Raw genomic sequence first — 14273 nt, 5'->3', positions numbered from 1 at the left:
CCATGTGTCTTGCCGTACTGGCCCTGCACGCCTTGCCGGGCATTCCCATCCTGATCGCCGCCAATCGCGACGAATTCCATGCCCGGCCCACGCTGGCGGCCGCGCAATGGGCCGACGCGCCATCCATCTCCGCGGGCCGCGACGGCCTGGCGGGCGGCACGTGGATGGGGGTGACGACGCGGGGCCGCTTTGCGCTGGTGACCAATTTCCGGGAACCCGGCAAACACCGGGACCCCGCCCCCTCGCGCGGCGCGCTGGTCGAAGACTACCTGCGCGGCGACGACGCGCCCGCCGACTATCTGGCGCGCACCCATGAATCGGATCAGGCGTACAACGGCTTCAACCTGATCGTGGGCGACACGCGCGGGGCCTGGTACCTGAGCAACCGCGACGGCGCCCCGCGCCAGCTCGCCCCCGGCATCTACGCCCTGTCGAATCACTTGCTGGATACGCCGTGGCCCAAGCTGGCCCGCACCAAGACGGCCTTCACCGAGGTGCTGGGCCGCTCGCCGCAACCCGACCTGCCCGCCTTGTTCGAGGCGCTGGCCGACCGCCAGACCGCCACCGATGACGACATGCCCGCGACCGGCCTGCCGCTAGACCGAGAAAAGCTGTTGAGCAGCCCGTTCATCGTCAGCCGCGACTACGGCACCCGCAGCTCCAGCGTGCTGGTGCTGCGCGAGGGTGGCGCGGGGCTGTTGGAGGAAAGGCGCTTTCTGCCGGACGGCACGGTGGGCGGCGAAAGCCGGCTTGCCTTTGACTGGCAAGCCTGAGCGCGCGGGGATATGCTGGCCGGGCCGGCGTTTCGGAAATGGCCCGCGCAGAAACAATCGGTTGATCTTGCGAACGCGCCGCAGCGAACTCCGCTCTGGCGTCCCAGTCGAACTTACTCGTCCACTCCAGGAGAACCTGATGAACACACGTATTGAACGCTGCAAGATATCCGCCATGATGGCGCTGGGCGGCATCGCGCTGGCCGGTGTGCTGTCCACCGCGCAGGCCGCGCTGCCCCCGGTCCAGCATCAAGGCGCCGTGCAATACATGAGCGGCGGCATCGGCATCGACGAATCGGAGGCCATGAAGGCCGCAGCCAAAGACTATCCGCTGTCGCTGACCTTCGCCGCGCAACGTGACGGCAAAGCGGACTACGTCGCCAGCGTCGGCGTCGTCATCCGCGACGCGCAAGGCAAGGAAGTGCTGAAGGCCACGGCCGAAGGCCCGTACATGCTGGTCAAGCTGCCAGCCGGAAACTACAAGGTGTCGGCCACCTATGAAGGCCGCGCGCAAGAGCGCGAAGTCAACGTGCAGGGCCCGGGCACCGGGCGCGCCGTCTTCGAATGGAAGTGACAACAGAACCGTGAAGGCCCGGCCTTTGTATGACGGCCGGCCTTCTTCGGCAATGACCCGCGCGGCTCAGACGCCCGAAAACAGGATGGCGATCACGAAGCCCACGCCGATCGCCCACACCAGGGAACGCAACGCGCCCCAACCCGCCAGATACATCGCCAGATAACCCAATCGCACGCCCAGCCAGCACGCCATCAGCGTGGCGACGTGGGCGGGCGATGCCTGCGTGTACAGCGCGAACAACACGGCGGCGTAGAAGAACGGCAGCGCTTCGAACGTATTGATCTGGGCGGCATTGGCGCGCGCGCGCCATCCATCCTGGCGCGCCAGCCACGCCCGCGGATCGTTGTTATCGAACTTCTGGCCGCCCGCCTTCGCCACGATCGTTGAGACGAACGGCAAAATGGCCGCCGCCAACATCAACCACGCAATCATCTTCATATCGACTCCTGTTGCGGCCACGTTTCCGTGGGCCGGATAAGGGCGGGCACGAGGCCGCCGCTGCGGCATGGTCGCCTGAATGCGCCGAAATGAAAAGACCGGCGCTCGGCCTCTTTGCAGGCAGCACCCCGCCGGATCGAGCAGCGCGCGCTTAAACTCTGCGCCTCGCTTGCCGATCCCGATTGCCGTCATGTCCTTGTTCAGCCCGTGGTCCGCCCTGTTTGTCGCCGCTGCTTTGCTTTGGCCGCCCGCCACCCGGCGCTGGGCGCTGGCGCCGCTGGCCGTGGCGTGGGCATGGGCCTGGGCGGACGGGGTGATCGACCCGATAGCGTTCGCCGCGCCGGCGCTGCTGGGGCTGGCGGCGATGTGCGTGCGGTCTGGTTCCGGCAAGGCGGTCCGCGTGGTGGGGCATGTGCTGTTCGTGCTGCTGGCCGCCGCGCTGTTCCTGCATTGGCTGCCGGGCTTTCACAACCCGCAAGTGATCCCGCCCGCGCCCCTGAGCGCGGACGCGGTGGCCTTCGGCATGTACCTGAACCTGGACAAGCCGCTGGTCGCGTTCTGGGTGATCTGGGTACTTGCGCCGCCCATGATGGGCGAGAACGCGCGCCGCACCGTGGCGGCGGCATTGCTGGCGTGCGCGGCGGCCGTGCTGATATGCATGGGCGTGGCGCTGGCGCTGCGGGTGGTGGGCTGGGCGCCCAAATGGCCAGACACGGGGTGGCTCTGGCTGATCAACAACGCGCTGCTGGTGTGCCTGGCCGAAGAGGCGCTGTTTCGCGGCTATGTGCAACAGCAGCTTGCGAACCTTTGGCGGCATCGGCGCTGGGGAAGCGCTGCGGCGTCAGGCGTGGCCGCCGTGCTGTTCGGCCTGGCGCATTTTGCAGGCGGCTGGCAATGGATGCTGCTGGCCACGCTGGCGGGCGCGGCCTATGGGGTGGCCTATCGCTACGGCGGTCTGGCGGCAGCGGTGCTGGCCCACCTGGGGTTGAACGCCGCGCACTTCGGCTTGTTTACCTATCCGATGCGCGCGGTGTTCTAGCGGGCCCGCAGGCTCAGGGCAGCGCCGGGTAGTCGGTGTAGCCGGTCGCGCCCTGGGCGTAGAACGTGGACGGCTCCGGCGTGTTCAGCGGTGCGTTCAATTCAAAGCGACGCGCCAGGTCAGGGTTGGCGATGTACGGCACGCCAAACGCCACCGCGTCGGCGCGGCCTTGCTCGATGGCGGCTTCGGCCGATTCGCGGGTGTAACCCTCGTTGGCGATATAGACGCCGCCGAACGCCGCCTTCATGCGCGGGCCCAGGCTGTCTTCGCCTTCGTGTTCGCGCACGCACAGGAAGGCGATGCCGCGCTTGCCCAGTTCGGTCGCCACATACAGGAACGTCGTGGCCGGGTCGGAATCGCCCATGGTGTGGGCATCGCCGCGCGGCGACAAGTGCACGCCCACGCGGTCCGCGCCCCACACCGCCACGCAGGCGTCCACCACTTCCAGCAGCAGGCGCGCGCGGTTTTCCAGCGAACCGCCGTACTGGTCGGTGCGATGGTTGGTGCTGTCTTGCAGGAACTGATCCAGCAGGTAACCGTTGGCGGCATGCACTTCAACGCCGTCGAAGCCGGCTTCCATGGCCATCTGCGCGCCGTGGCGGTAAGCCTCGACCACGCCCGGCAGCTCGGCCGTTTCCAGCGCGCGCGGGGTGACGTAGGCGCGCTTGGGGCGCACATGGCTGACGTGGCCGCCGGCGGCGATGGCGCTGGGGGCAACGGGCAATTCGCCGTTCAGGAAGATCGGGTCGGAAATACGGCCCACGTGCCACAGCTGGGCCGCGATCAGGCTGCCCTGCTCGTGCACGGCGGCGGTCACCTTGCGCCAGCCCTTCACTTGTTCCGTCGACCACAGGCCCGGCGTGTCGGCGTATCCCACGCCTTGCGGGGTGACGGCGGTGGCTTCGGACAGGATCAGGCCGGCGCCCGCGCGCTGGGTGTAGTACTCGACCATCAATTCGTTGGGCACGCGGCCCTCGCTGGCGCGCTGGCGCGTCAACGGCGCCATGACGATACGGTTGCGCAGGGTCAGCGCGCCTACGCGCAGCGGTTCAAACAATTTGCTCATGCAAAATCCTTCCGCCCCGGGGCAATGGGGCAATGAATGCAGTGGCACGCCGCGGCGGACGCAGGGAATGCGCCGCGCGGCTGCCGGCCGACTACATGTCTTGGTTCAACTGCCGCAGGAACGCGGCAATCGCGACTTCATTGCGACGGAAAAAGACCCACTGCCCCACCTTGGTCGACGTAATCAGGCCCGCGCGTTGCAGCACGGCCAGATGCGAGGACACTGTCGACTGCGACAGGCCGCAGCGGTCGTCGATGTGGCCCGCGCACACCCCGTGATCGAAGGTGTGGCCCGGGCGTTCCTCGAAATACGCATGCGGCGTCTTCAGCCACGTGAGGATGTCGCGCCGCACCGGATTGGCCAGCGCCTTGATGATGGCGTCGGTATCGACGCCAGTTTCGGCTTGCGGCTGATCGGCGGAGGCGGCGGGAGCGGATGGGTTCATATCGGTATATCGCAATGCATCGAATCTTAAATCGAATAAGTTCGATATATAGTCAAGCCCCTGCGGGCGTTAGGGTTTTGCTCAATCGCCCTGGACCCTTCCGCGCAGCCGCTTGACCTCGCCGTGCTGCACCTTGCGCTGCACGCGGCGGCGCTGCGATGAGCGGGTGGGCTTGGTGGCGCGGCGCGGCTTGTCCACCTGGATCGCCGCGCGCACCATGGCTACCAGACGTTCGATGGCTTCGGCCCGATTTTTTTCCTGGCTGCGAAACGACTGCGACTTGATGACAATCACGCCCTCTTTCGAGATGCGGTGATCGCTGACGGCGCACAGGGCGTCTTGCACCTCGAGCGGCAGATGCGAGGCCCGCACGTCAAAGCGCAGGTGGACGGCGCTGGACACCTTATTGACGTTCTGGCCGCCCGCGCCCTGGGCGCGGATCATGCTGAACGTCAGGTCGCGTTCGTCGATGTACAGGGAATCTTGGACATGAAACATAGGGCGGGAGTCTATACCAAGTAAAATATTCCGCTTTTGCCCGATTTTCACGCTGCCCCTGGCAGCCAGCAACCTTATGACCTACACCGCCAAAGAAATCTTCAAGACCCTGCAAGGCGAAGGCGCCCATGCAGGCCGCGCGGCGGTATTTTGCCGGTTTGCGGGTTGCAACCTCTGGACCGGCCGCGAAAGCGACCGCGCCAGCGCCGCCTGCACGTTCTGCGACACCGACTTCATCGGCACCGATGGCGAAGGCGGCGGCAAGTTCGCCACGCCTGACCTGCTGGCCGACACCATCGCCGCAACCTGGGGCCCCGGCACGCAGGACCGCTACGTGGTCTTCACCGGCGGCGAACCCCTGCTGCAACTGGACGCCCCGCTGCTCACGGCGATCCACGCGCGCGGCTTTACCGTGGCCATCGAAACCAACGGCACCGTGAAGGCGCCGGCAGGCATCGACTGGATCTGCGTCAGCCCCAAGGGCACCGCGCCGATCGTCATCGACCGTGGCGACGAACTGAAGCTGGTCTACCCGCAGCACAACGCCCTGCCCGAGACCTTCGCGCACCTGGATTTCGAACACTTTTTCCTGCAACCCATGGACGGCCCGGCACGTGTGGCCAATACCGAGCAGGCCGTTCAGTACTGTATGCAACATCCGCAATGGCGGCTGAGTTTGCAGACGCACAAATACATAGGCATTCCATGATTCACCCCCACGCGCGGCGGACCGCGCGATGATCTCCGTCACCCGCAGGCTGGAATTCGACGCCGGCCATCGCATTCCCGATCACCGCAGCCAATGCCGCAATCTGCACGGCCACCGCTATGTGCTTGAAATCACCCTGACGGGCGATGTGGTGCAGGCGCCGGGCGAATCCGACAACGGCATGTTGATGGATTTTTCCGAGATCAAGCACATCGCCAAGACCCACATCGTGGACGTCTGGGACCACGCGTTCCTGGTCTTCGAAGGCGATGCTGCCGTGCGCGATTTCCTTGCCACGCTGCCCGATCACAAAACCGTGGTGCTGGACCGCATTCCCACGGCCGAGAACCTGGCCAAGATCGTGTTCGACACGCTGGCCCCGCATTATCACGGCCACTACGGCGCAGACCTGCGCCTGACGCGCGTGCGCCTGTACGAGACGCCCAACTGCTGGGCCGACTGCGCAGCGTGAACGGCTTGGGGCCGGCCGCAACGGCCTCATTACCCGTTCATGGGAAAACCGACGCTGATCTGACCAATTGAAAAAATCAATGGGGATATTCGCCATTTTCAATTATTAGTAAGCTAATAGATAGGATACAATCTATTCCATGAACACTCCCTCGGACTCCCAACTCATGGCCACCACCGCCAATTTGATGGTGCTGTCGCGCGCCTATCGCGGCGCTGCCGACAAGGCGCTGGCTGATTACGGTTTGTCGCAGGCCACCGCCTGGCCCGTCATCCTGGCCGGCCGGTTGGGCGACGGCGTGCGCCAGGGCGCGCTGGCCGAGGCGCTGGGCGTCGAAGGCCCGTCGCTGGTGCGCGTGCTGGATCAACTGGTGGCCGCCGGCCTGATGGAGCGCCGTGAAGACACCCACGACCGCCGCGCCAAGACCCTGCATCTGACCGACGCCGGCCACGCCCTGCGTGCGCAGGTTGAAGACGTGCTGGTGGAACTGCGCCGTCGCCTCTTCAGCGGCGTCAGCGAAACGGATCTGCAAGCCTGCCTGCGCGTTTTCGATGCCTTGAGCGTGTCGCTGGGTCGCGGCGCGACCGCGACGCAACAACAGGACCGCGCATCGTGAAATTGCCGAACGTCCGCGAGACCATCTTTTCGCTCAAGAGCTACCTCAGCGCCATCATGGCGCTTTATCTGGCCTACAGCATTGGTTTGCCGCGTCCGTTCTGGGCGATGACCACCGCCTATGTCGTAGCGCAGCCCTGGTCGGGCGCGGTGCGTTCCAAGGCTTTGTACCGGCTGGTGGGCACCTTCGTGGGCTCGGCCGCCACTGTCTACATGGTGCCGCGCCTGTCCAATTCTCCCGTGGTGATGACCGCCGCGATGGTCATGTGGGTGGGCGCGTGCCTGTACATGTCGGTGCTGGACCGCACGCCGCGTTCGTACCTGTTCATGCTGGCCGGCTACACCGCCGCCATGATCGGCTTTCCCAGCGTCAGCGACCCGTCGCTGGTGTTCGACACGGCGCTAGCCCGCGTCGAAGAGATCAGCCTGGGCATCGTGTGCGCCACGCTGGTTCACAGCATCGTGCTGCCGCGCGGCCTGGCGCCCGCCTTGACGCTGCAATTGGACAAGGCCGTGCGCGACGCGCGCAACTGGATGCACGACACCCTCAGCGGCAAGGCCGCCGAACAGCGCGACCGCGATCGCCGCGTGCTGGCCAACGACATCACCCAGTTGCGCCTGCTGTCCACCCATGTGCCCTTTGACACCAGCAACCTGCGCTGGACCTCGGGCGCGGTGCGCGCCATGCAGGACCAGATTTCGGCATTGACGCCGGCCGTGTCGGCCGTGGAAGACCGGCTGCGCGCCTTGCAGGCCAATGACCAACCGCTGCCCGACACGGTGTCCGCGCTGCTGCACGACATTTCGGAATGGATCAATGCCGGCGCACAGGCTTCGCACGACACCGCCGTGCAGTTGCGCGCGGCCGTCGCCCATGCCACGCCCGCCATCGATAGCCATTCGACATGGCGCGACGCCCTGCTGGCCAGCCTGATGACGCGGCTGCGCGAACTGATCGACACCTATGACGAATGCCTGGCCCTGCGCCGCGAGATCCACGCCGGCCTGAAAGGCGCGCCCCGGCGCGGCGCGGTGCATCACGCCCGCCCTTCCCGCGACCCGAACGCGGCGCTGCACCGCGACCACGGCATGGCGCTGCTGTCGGCGCTGGCGGCTGGTGTAGCCATTTCGGTGTGCTGCGCCTTCTGGATCGGCACCGCCTGGAGCAACGGCGCGACCGCCGCGCTGATGGCCGCCATCTTCAGCTGCTTTTTCGCATCGCAGGACAACCCGGTGCCCGGCATCATGCAGTTCCTGACCTACACGGTCTATTCGATTCCGCTGTCGGCGTTGTACCTGCTGGGCATCATGCCCGCCATCCATTCGTTCGAAATGCTGGCGCTGGCGATGCTGCCCACCGCCTTCGTGCTGGGCATCTTCATCGCGCGGCCCGCCAGCGCGGGCAAGGCGATGGCGATGCTGTTCGGCTTCCTGGGCACCATGGCGCTGCAAGACACCAACACCGCCGACATCGTTTCGTTCATCGACACGCAGGTCGCGCAGTGCATGGGTGTCGCCACGGCAGCCATCATCGCCGCCATCTTCCGCACGGTCAGCGCCGACTGGAGCGCCCGCCGCATCCAGGCCGCCAACTGGAAGGAACTGGCGACGCTGGCCAGCTCGCCGCGCGCGCCGTCGCGCCACACGTACACCGCGCGCATGCTGGATCGCATCGGCCTGTTGCAGCCGCGCCTGGCGCTGGCCCAACGGCCTGACGACCTGGTCGCCGCCGACGCGCTGAAAGACCTGCGCGTGGGCCGCGACATCACGGAATTGCAGCGCGCTCGCCGCCATCTGCCGATGGCCGAGCCCACGATCCAGCGGGTGCTCGACAGCCTGGCTCAGTTTTTCCGTGCGCGTTCCGCCTGGCGCGTGGGCGACAAGACGCCCGAGTTCCTGGCGCAGATCGACCGCGCGCTGTCCAGCGTGGCGGCCACGCCTGCCGGGGCGGCCGCGCGCGACCGCGCGGTGGTGGCGCTGGTGGGTATCCGCCGCGCCTTCTTCCCCGACGCCCCCGACTATCAACCCGCCCATCCCGCCATGGAGGGCCACGCATCATGATCGGTGAATTCAATCTGTACGGCATTTACTTCCCCTGGCTGCTGGTGCTGGGCGTGGTCACGCTGGGCGTGGCCTGGGCATTGCGCCGCGTGCTGGCCCGCGTGGGCCTGTATCGCCTGGTGTGGCACCCCGCGCTGTTCGACCTGGCGCTGTTCGTGGTGCTGCTGTATGGCGTGTCTCTCATTTCCCCTTACTTTCTTCAGAGATAGGTATGAAACTTCCCAACGCCCTTCGCCCTGCTGCCATCGGCAAGTTCGCGGTGACGGCCTTCGTCGTTGCCGCCGCCGCTTATGCCGGCTGGCAGTTGTGGGTGCACTACGAAGTCGAACCCTGGACGCGCGACGGCCGGGTCAAGGCTTACGTGGTGCAGGTGGCGCCCGACGTTTCCGGCCTGGTCACCAGCGTGCCCGTGCACGACAACCAGGACGTGAAGGCGGGCGACCTGCTGTTTGAAATCGACCGCGCCCGCTTCCAGTTGGCGTACGACCAGGCCCAGGCTTCGGTGCGATCGCAACAGGTGGCGCACGATCAGGCGCTGCGCGACGCCAAGCGCAACCGCTCGCTGGGCCAGTTGGTGGCCGCCGAAGCCGTCGAGCAAAGCCAGATGAAGGTGCAGCAGACCGAAGCCGCGCTGGCGCAGGCCCAGGTGCAGCTGAACACCGCGCGCCTGAACCTGGAACGCAGCCGCGTGGTGGCCGCCAGCGATGGCCGCATCACCAACCTGGACCTGCGCGCAGGGTCCTACGCCACCGCCGGTCGCGGCGTGATGGCGCTGGTGGATGCCGGCTCGTTCTACGTGGAAGGCTATTTCGAAGAAACCAAGCTGCCCGGCATCCACGAAGGCGCGCCCGTCACCGTGACCTTGATGGGCGATTCGCGCCGCATCCAGGGCCACGTGGAAAGCATCGCCATGGGCATTGCCGACCGCGACCGCAGCACGGGCGCCAACCTGCTGCCGAACGTGAATCCCACGTTCAACTGGGTCCGCCTGGCGCAGCGCATCCCCGTGCGCGTGAAGATCGACGAGGTGCCCGACGGCGTGCGCCTGGTTGCGGGCCAGACCGCCACCGTGTCGGTCGATCCCGCGCCCGCACAAGCGTCTTCGGACGCGCCGCGCCAACCGACCTGACGTTCCTGCCGCGCTCCTCGTGCAACGAGGGGCGCCCCGCCAACCCCGTCATTTCTTCCATTTATCGACACCAAGCCGAAGCTGCCATGAACACCAAATTTTTTCCGCTAAAGACGCTGGCTGTTGCGCTGATCATTGCGCTGGCCGGATGCACCACCGTGGGCCCTGACTATCAGGTGCCCGACGCGGCGGTCGCGCAGCGTCAGAGCGCCGGCGCGTCTTTCATCGAGGCGCGCGAGGGGGTGTATCAACAGGAAGCGGTGTCGGGCCACTGGTGGCGCCTGTACAACGACCCGGTGCTGGACGGGCTGGTCGACAAGGCCCTGTCCGCCAACACCGACCTGCGCGTGGCCAGCGCCAACCTGGAACGCGCGCAGGCCGCCGTGCAAGAATCGCAGGCGCAGCGGCAACCGACCATCGGCGTGAACGCCTCGCCCACCTTCGGCCATGTGTCCGGCCTGCAAGAACTGCAACCGGGCATCGACCCGCCCAACCGCTGGTCGTACTCCACCGGCGCCAGCGTGTCGTATCAGCTGGACCTGTTCGGCCAGATCCGTCGCGCCATCGAAGCGGCCAACAGCGACGCCCAGGCCGCGCAGGCCGCCTATGACGCCACCCGCGTAACCGTCGCCGCCGAAACCGCGCGCGCTTACGCCAACATGTGCGCGGCGGGCATGCAGCTGGCCTCGGCCCAGCATTCGGTGCAGGTGCAGAAGGAATCGGTGGACGCCGTCAGCCGCTTGCAGCGCGCCGGCCGGGGCACCACGCTGGACGTCACGCGCGCCCGCAGCCAGCTTGAACAGTTGCAGGCCAACCTGCCGCCCTTCCAGGCGCAGCAGCGCACCGCGCTGTATCGGCTGGCCGCGCTGACGGGCCAGACCCCGAACGACGTGCCCGCCTCGCTGCTGCAATGCGCGGCCGCGCCCCGCCTGACCAGCACCATCCCCGTGGGCGATGGCGCCGCGCTGCTGCGCCGCCGCCCCGACATCCGCCAGGCCGAGCGCACGCTGGCGGCGTCCACCGCGCGCATCGGCGTGGCCACCGCCGACCTCTATCCGAAGGTCACGCTGGGCCTGTCCACCGCGTCGGGCGGCCCCGCCGCCATGTTCGGCGACCGTGGCACGTTCAGCTGGAGCGTCGGCCCGCTGATCTCGTGGACCTTGCCCAACACGGGCGCGGTGCAGGCCCGCATCGCCGAAGCCGAGGCCAGCACCAAGGCGGCGCTGGCGCGCTTTGACGCCACGGTGCTGAATGCGCTGCGCGAAACGGAAAGCGCGCTGGTGGTCTACGCGCGGCAACTGGACCGCGACGCCGCCCTGCGCGCCGCGCGCGACCAAAGCGCCGAAGCCGCGACACAAGCGCGCCGCCTGTTCCAGTACGGCAAGACGGACTACCTGACCGTGCTGGACGCCGAACGCACGCTGGCCAGCAACGAAAGCGCGCTGGCCGCCTCGCAAGCCGAACTGAGCAGCGACCAGATCGCGGTATTCCTGGCGCTGGGCGGTGGATGGGAAAAATAGCCGACCCGGTTCGTCAGGTTTGACGCCACGGTTCTCCCGGCCGCATTGGCGGTCGGAAATATTGAAAGCGCCCACCATGGGCGCTTTTTTTGCGCGATCGCGGGATAGGCGTACACAAAAACCGGCCCCGTTGCGGCACGCCGCCGTCTTCACCCGCCCTACCGGCGCAATCCGCGACGCTGAATCGGTTTCCACATTATGGATATGCCATTGCCGCGCGGCTTTTCACGCTCTTAGAATCAGTCGCACGTCAGCACAGCGGTGAGCCACGCGATTCAATTGCAGCGCACCACTCGGCCTGAGCAATCTCATCACAACAAAAATCCATAATATGGAATCAAGAGACAACCCCATTGATGCCAGCGTGCTGGACAGCATCACCAAGCTGGGCAGCGCCGACGCCGGCCGCGTGGTGATCGCCGGGTCCCATGGCGGACGCTACGCCGCCTACTGCGCCGCGCGTGGGCGGGTCCGGGCGGTCATCCTGAACGACGCGGGCGTGGGCTGGCGGCAGGCTGGCATTGCCGGCCTCTCCGACCTGCAACGCTGGGGCGTGCCCGCCGCCACCGCCGATTACCAGAGCTGCCGCATCGGCGACGGCGCGGACATGTTGCGCCAGGGCGTCATCAGCCATGCCAATGCGTTGGCTCGCGCGCTGGGTTGCCGGCCCGGCATGCGCGTGGCCGACGCCGCCGCGCGCCTGGCGCTGTCATCGGCAAGCTTTGAACCGCCCGCCCCGCTGGACGAGTCGCGCAAGGTGTTGCGTGTCGCCGCCGACGGCGCGCCCAGCGTGATCGGGGCCGACTCGGTATCGCTGGTGGATGCGCGCGACGACGGCCTCATCGCCGTCACGGCCTCGCATGGCGAGTGCCTGGCCGGCCTGCGCACCGACGGCGTGAACGCCACGCCCCGGCTGGTCACCTTCAACGACGCCGGCATGGGCCGCGACAACGCGGGCATCGGCCGCCTGCCGCTCTTGCAACGACGCGGTATTGCCGCGTTGACCGTGTCGGCCCATAGCGCGTGCATCGGCGACGCCCGGTCCTGCTACGAGGAAGGCGTGATTTCGTCCGCCAACGCCCGGGCCCGCGACCTGGGCGGCCGCGTCGGCATTCCCTTAAGAACTTTTATCGACGCCCTGTTGAACGGGCGCGCCATCCTTTAGGAGCATTCCCGCATGTCGGAAAAATTGGAAATCACGGGCGGCGAAGCCATCGCACGCATGTTCGCCGCGCATGACGTCGGCTTGATGTTCGGCATGGGCGGCTTTCAGCTGCTGCCCTTCTACGACGCCGTGCGTCGCTTGAACCTGAACCATCACCTGATCAACGACGAACGCTGCGCCGTGTTCGCCGCCGACGCCTACACCAAGGTCAGCGGCCGGCCCGGCGTGTGCGACGCCACCCTGGGGCCGGGCGCCACCAACCTGGTCACCGGGCTGGCCGAAGCCTTCAACGCCGGCACACCGCTGGTGGCCCTGGTGGGCGATTCGCATCGCCTGCATTCGTGGAAGAACATGACGCAGGAGGCGCGCCAGCTGGAGGTGCTGCGGCCGGTGGTCAAGGATGTGTTGCGTGTCGAGATGATCGAGCGCATTCCCGAACTGGTGCGGCGCGCGTTCGCGGTGGCCACCAGCGGCCGCCCCGGCCCCGTGGTGCTGGACGTGCCCGAAGACATCGCGCACGCGGTCCATGCCTTCGATGCCGACGCTTTCTACGCCAGCGCCAACGCCCGCCGCGCGCCCGCGCTGCGCTGCCGCCCCGACGCGGACGATCTGGCCCAGGCGGCCAGCATGCTGGCCGGCGCAGCGCGGCCCCTGATGCTGTGCGGCGGTGGCGTGCACATCAGCGAGGCGGCGCAAGCCGTGCAAACCTTTGCGCGCCGCTTCAACATTCCTGTCGCGCACACGATGAGCGGCAAAGGCGCCATCGCTTGCAGCGACCCGCTGAACGCGGGCCTGTTTGGCCGCTACAGCCGCATCGCCAACGACTTCATCGCCAAGGCCGATTGCCTCTTCGTCGTGGGCTGCAAGCTGGGCGAAGTAGCCACGCGGCGCTACGAACTGTTGAGCGCGGGCGCGCCGATCATCCATCTGGACATCGTGGCCGAAGAGTTCGACCGCACCACCACGCCGGCCCTGCGCCTGTGGGGCGACGCGCGCGCCACGCTGGAAGAATTGACCGAACGCATGGCGGACCAGGCGCTTCAAATCGATCGCCAGGCCTATGCGGACGAAGTCGGGCAAGCCATGCACGCGTGGCGCGAATCGGTGCGCGGCAAGCTGACCTCGACAGACAGCCCGATCGGCATGGCGCGGCTGATGAATGAAATCAACGCGACCTTGCCGGAAGACGGCATCCTGGTCGCGGACGGCGGCTTTGCCGCGCACTGGGGCGGCCTGCTGTTCGACACCAAGCGCGCCGGACGCGGCTTTGTGCCCGATCGTGGCTTTGCCTCCATCGGCTATGGCATCCCGGGCGCCATCGGCGCGGCCGCCGCCGCCCCCGGACGGCAAGTGGTCAGCCTGACAGGCGATGGCGGCTGCAACATGTCGCTGGGCGAACTGGAAACGGCGGTGCGCATGGGCCTGGCGTTCACGCTGGTGGTGGTGAACAACGCGGCCTCGGGGTATATCAAGGCGCTTCAGCACCTGATGTACGGCAGCGGCAGCTATCAGTCGTCGGATCTCGTGGAAACCAACTACGCCAACGTGGCCCGCGCGCTGGGCTGCAATGGCATCCGCGTGGAAGACCCCGCCGACATCCAGGCGGCGCTGGCCAATGCGTATGCCTGCAAGGACCGCCCCACCATCCTGGACGTCGTCGTGACGCGCGACCCCGCGCACATGTTGCCGGGTGTGGACAGCCGGGCGGCCAAGATCAAGCCCGGCGACCGCATCGCCTGATTTCCCCATAACAAGAACGGCAAGAC

The 14273-nt window shown here is 67.1% G+C and carries 16 protein-coding genes; 12 read left to right on the top strand and 4 right to left on the bottom strand.

The genetic code is table 11. The annotated features are described in order from the left end of the window. Positions 1 to 2: 2 nt before the first annotated feature. Both API01S_RS04245 and API01S_RS04240 read left to right on the top strand, forming a co-directional pair. Positions 3 to 773, top strand: a complete 771-nt coding sequence (locus API01S_RS04245; RefSeq protein ID WP_061303312.1) for an NRDE family protein — start codon at positions 3 to 5, stop codon at positions 771 to 773. A 139-nt stretch (positions 774 to 912) separates the two neighbouring features. Further along, a complete protein-coding gene (locus API01S_RS04240; protein ID WP_006219793.1) occupies positions 913 to 1347 on the top strand; it encodes a flagellar hook assembly protein FlgD in 435 nt (144 codons plus the stop codon). Between the two features lie 66 nt (positions 1348 to 1413). On the opposite strand, the gene API01S_RS04235 is transcribed toward API01S_RS04240, so the two are convergent. Then, positions 1414 to 1788 (bottom strand): MAPEG family protein, encoded by a 375-nt coding sequence (locus API01S_RS04235; protein ID WP_061303310.1) that lies wholly within the window; start codon positions 1786 to 1788, stop codon positions 1414 to 1416. 190 nt (positions 1789 to 1978) lie between these two features. On the opposite strand from API01S_RS04235, the gene API01S_RS04230 reads away from it, so the two are divergent. After that, positions 1979 to 2827, top strand: coding sequence for a CPBP family intramembrane glutamic endopeptidase (locus API01S_RS04230; protein ID WP_061303868.1), 849 nt, complete (start codon positions 1979 to 1981; stop codon positions 2825 to 2827). A 13-nt stretch (positions 2828 to 2840) separates the two neighbouring features. Here API01S_RS04230 and API01S_RS04225 read toward each other — a convergent pair whose 3' ends face one another. The 3 genes from API01S_RS04225 to arfB all read right to left on the bottom strand — a co-directional run bounded on the left by API01S_RS04225 (position 2841) and on the right by arfB (position 4836). Beyond that, the gene (locus tag API01S_RS04225; protein WP_006219796.1) at positions 2841 to 3893 is read right to left on the bottom strand and encodes an alkene reductase; all 1053 of its coding nucleotides are present in this window, start codon (positions 3891 to 3893) and stop codon (positions 2841 to 2843) included. Between the two features lie 91 nt (positions 3894 to 3984). Then, positions 3985 to 4338, bottom strand: a complete 354-nt coding sequence (locus tag API01S_RS04220; protein ID WP_006219797.1) for an ArsR/SmtB family transcription factor — start codon at positions 4336 to 4338, stop codon at positions 3985 to 3987. An 81-nt stretch (positions 4339 to 4419) separates the two neighbouring features. Continuing rightward, positions 4420 to 4836 carry an alternative ribosome rescue aminoacyl-tRNA hydrolase ArfB gene (gene arfB, locus API01S_RS04215; RefSeq protein WP_006219798.1) on the bottom strand — a complete coding sequence of 139 codons (417 nt, stop codon included), beginning with the start codon at positions 4834 to 4836 and terminating at the stop codon, positions 4420 to 4422. 76 nt (positions 4837 to 4912) lie between these two features. Between arfB and queE the strand changes: the two genes are divergently transcribed. The 9 genes from queE (at position 4913) to API01S_RS04170 (ending at position 14247) form a co-directional block, all read left to right on the top strand. After that, positions 4913 to 5545 carry a 7-carboxy-7-deazaguanine synthase gene (gene queE, locus API01S_RS04210; RefSeq protein ID WP_050730326.1) on the top strand — a complete coding sequence of 211 codons (633 nt, stop codon included), beginning with the start codon at positions 4913 to 4915 and terminating at the stop codon, positions 5543 to 5545. Between the two features lie 28 nt (positions 5546 to 5573). Then, on the top strand, positions 5574 to 6017 hold the full coding sequence (queD, locus tag API01S_RS04205) for a 6-carboxytetrahydropterin synthase QueD (RefSeq protein WP_050730327.1): 444 nt from the start codon (positions 5574 to 5576) through the stop codon (positions 6015 to 6017). 139 nt (positions 6018 to 6156) lie between these two features. Continuing rightward, the gene (locus tag API01S_RS04200; RefSeq protein ID WP_039883264.1) at positions 6157 to 6633 is read left to right on the top strand and encodes a MarR family winged helix-turn-helix transcriptional regulator; all 477 of its coding nucleotides are present in this window, start codon (positions 6157 to 6159) and stop codon (positions 6631 to 6633) included. Further along, positions 6630 to 8693 carry an FUSC family protein gene (locus API01S_RS04195; protein ID WP_050730328.1) on the top strand — a complete coding sequence of 688 codons (2064 nt, stop codon included), beginning with the start codon at positions 6630 to 6632 and terminating at the stop codon, positions 8691 to 8693. Before API01S_RS04200 ends, API01S_RS04195 begins: the two co-directional genes overlap by 4 nt. Next, on the top strand, positions 8690 to 8902 hold the full coding sequence (locus tag API01S_RS04190) for a DUF1656 domain-containing protein (protein ID WP_006219803.1): 213 nt from the start codon (positions 8690 to 8692) through the stop codon (positions 8900 to 8902). The genes API01S_RS04195 and API01S_RS04190 overlap by 4 nt, the downstream gene beginning before the upstream one ends. Positions 8903 to 8904: 2 nt before the next feature. Beyond that, a complete protein-coding gene (locus API01S_RS04185; RefSeq protein WP_061303308.1) occupies positions 8905 to 9822 on the top strand; it encodes an efflux RND transporter periplasmic adaptor subunit in 918 nt (305 codons plus the stop codon). Between the two features lie 86 nt (positions 9823 to 9908). After that, a complete protein-coding gene (locus API01S_RS04180; protein WP_061303307.1) occupies positions 9909 to 11342 on the top strand; it encodes an efflux transporter outer membrane subunit in 1434 nt (477 codons plus the stop codon). 331 nt (positions 11343 to 11673) lie between these two features. Further along, positions 11674 to 12507 carry a hypothetical protein gene (locus API01S_RS04175; RefSeq protein ID WP_061303305.1) on the top strand — a complete coding sequence of 278 codons (834 nt, stop codon included), beginning with the start codon at positions 11674 to 11676 and terminating at the stop codon, positions 12505 to 12507. 12 nt (positions 12508 to 12519) lie between these two features. Continuing rightward, a complete protein-coding gene (locus API01S_RS04170) occupies positions 12520 to 14247 on the top strand; it encodes a thiamine pyrophosphate-binding protein (protein WP_061303303.1) in 1728 nt (575 codons plus the stop codon). Positions 14248 to 14273: the final 26 nt, after the last annotated feature.

Origin of the sequence: Achromobacter piechaudii NBRC 102461 (assembly GCF_001571245.1) — a bacterium.
In the GTDB taxonomy this organism is placed as follows: Bacteria; Pseudomonadota; Gammaproteobacteria; order Burkholderiales; family Burkholderiaceae_B; genus Achromobacter; species Achromobacter piechaudii.
This window is presented reverse-complemented; position numbering and strand designations above follow the sequence as displayed.

What these genes read in the sequence shown, in the direction of transcription:
- API01S_RS04245 (WP_061303312.1), top strand. Translation starts at nt 3, where the DNA reads ATGTGTCTTGCCGTACTGGCCCTGCACGCCTTGCCGGGCATTCCCATC.
- API01S_RS04240 (WP_006219793.1), top strand. Translation starts at nt 913, where the DNA reads ATGAACACACGTATTGAACGCTGCAAGATATCCGCCATGATGGCGCTG.
- API01S_RS04235 (WP_061303310.1), bottom strand. Translation starts at nt 1,788, where the DNA reads ATGAAGATGATTGCGTGGTTGATGTTGGCGGCGGCCATTTTGCCGTTC.
- API01S_RS04230 (WP_061303868.1), top strand. Translation starts at nt 1,979, where the DNA reads ATGTCCTTGTTCAGCCCGTGGTCCGCCCTGTTTGTCGCCGCTGCTTTG.
- API01S_RS04225 (WP_006219796.1), bottom strand. Translation starts at nt 3,893, where the DNA reads ATGAGCAAATTGTTTGAACCGCTGCGCGTAGGCGCGCTGACCCTGCGC.
- API01S_RS04220 (WP_006219797.1), bottom strand. Translation starts at nt 4,338, where the DNA reads ATGAACCCATCCGCTCCCGCCGCCTCCGCCGATCAGCCGCAAGCCGAA.
- arfB (WP_006219798.1), bottom strand. Translation starts at nt 4,836, where the DNA reads ATGTTTCATGTCCAAGATTCCCTGTACATCGACGAACGCGACCTGACG.
- queE (WP_050730326.1), top strand. Translation starts at nt 4,913, where the DNA reads ATGACCTACACCGCCAAAGAAATCTTCAAGACCCTGCAAGGCGAAGGC.
- queD (WP_050730327.1), top strand. Translation starts at nt 5,574, where the DNA reads ATGATCTCCGTCACCCGCAGGCTGGAATTCGACGCCGGCCATCGCATT.
- API01S_RS04200 (WP_039883264.1), top strand. Translation starts at nt 6,157, where the DNA reads ATGAACACTCCCTCGGACTCCCAACTCATGGCCACCACCGCCAATTTG.
- API01S_RS04190 (WP_006219803.1), top strand. Translation starts at nt 8,690, where the DNA reads ATGATCGGTGAATTCAATCTGTACGGCATTTACTTCCCCTGGCTGCTG.
- API01S_RS04185 (WP_061303308.1), top strand. Translation starts at nt 8,905, where the DNA reads ATGAAACTTCCCAACGCCCTTCGCCCTGCTGCCATCGGCAAGTTCGCG.
- API01S_RS04180 (WP_061303307.1), top strand. Translation starts at nt 9,909, where the DNA reads ATGAACACCAAATTTTTTCCGCTAAAGACGCTGGCTGTTGCGCTGATC.
- API01S_RS04175 (WP_061303305.1), top strand. Translation starts at nt 11,674, where the DNA reads ATGGAATCAAGAGACAACCCCATTGATGCCAGCGTGCTGGACAGCATC.
- API01S_RS04170 (WP_061303303.1), top strand. Translation starts at nt 12,520, where the DNA reads ATGTCGGAAAAATTGGAAATCACGGGCGGCGAAGCCATCGCACGCATG.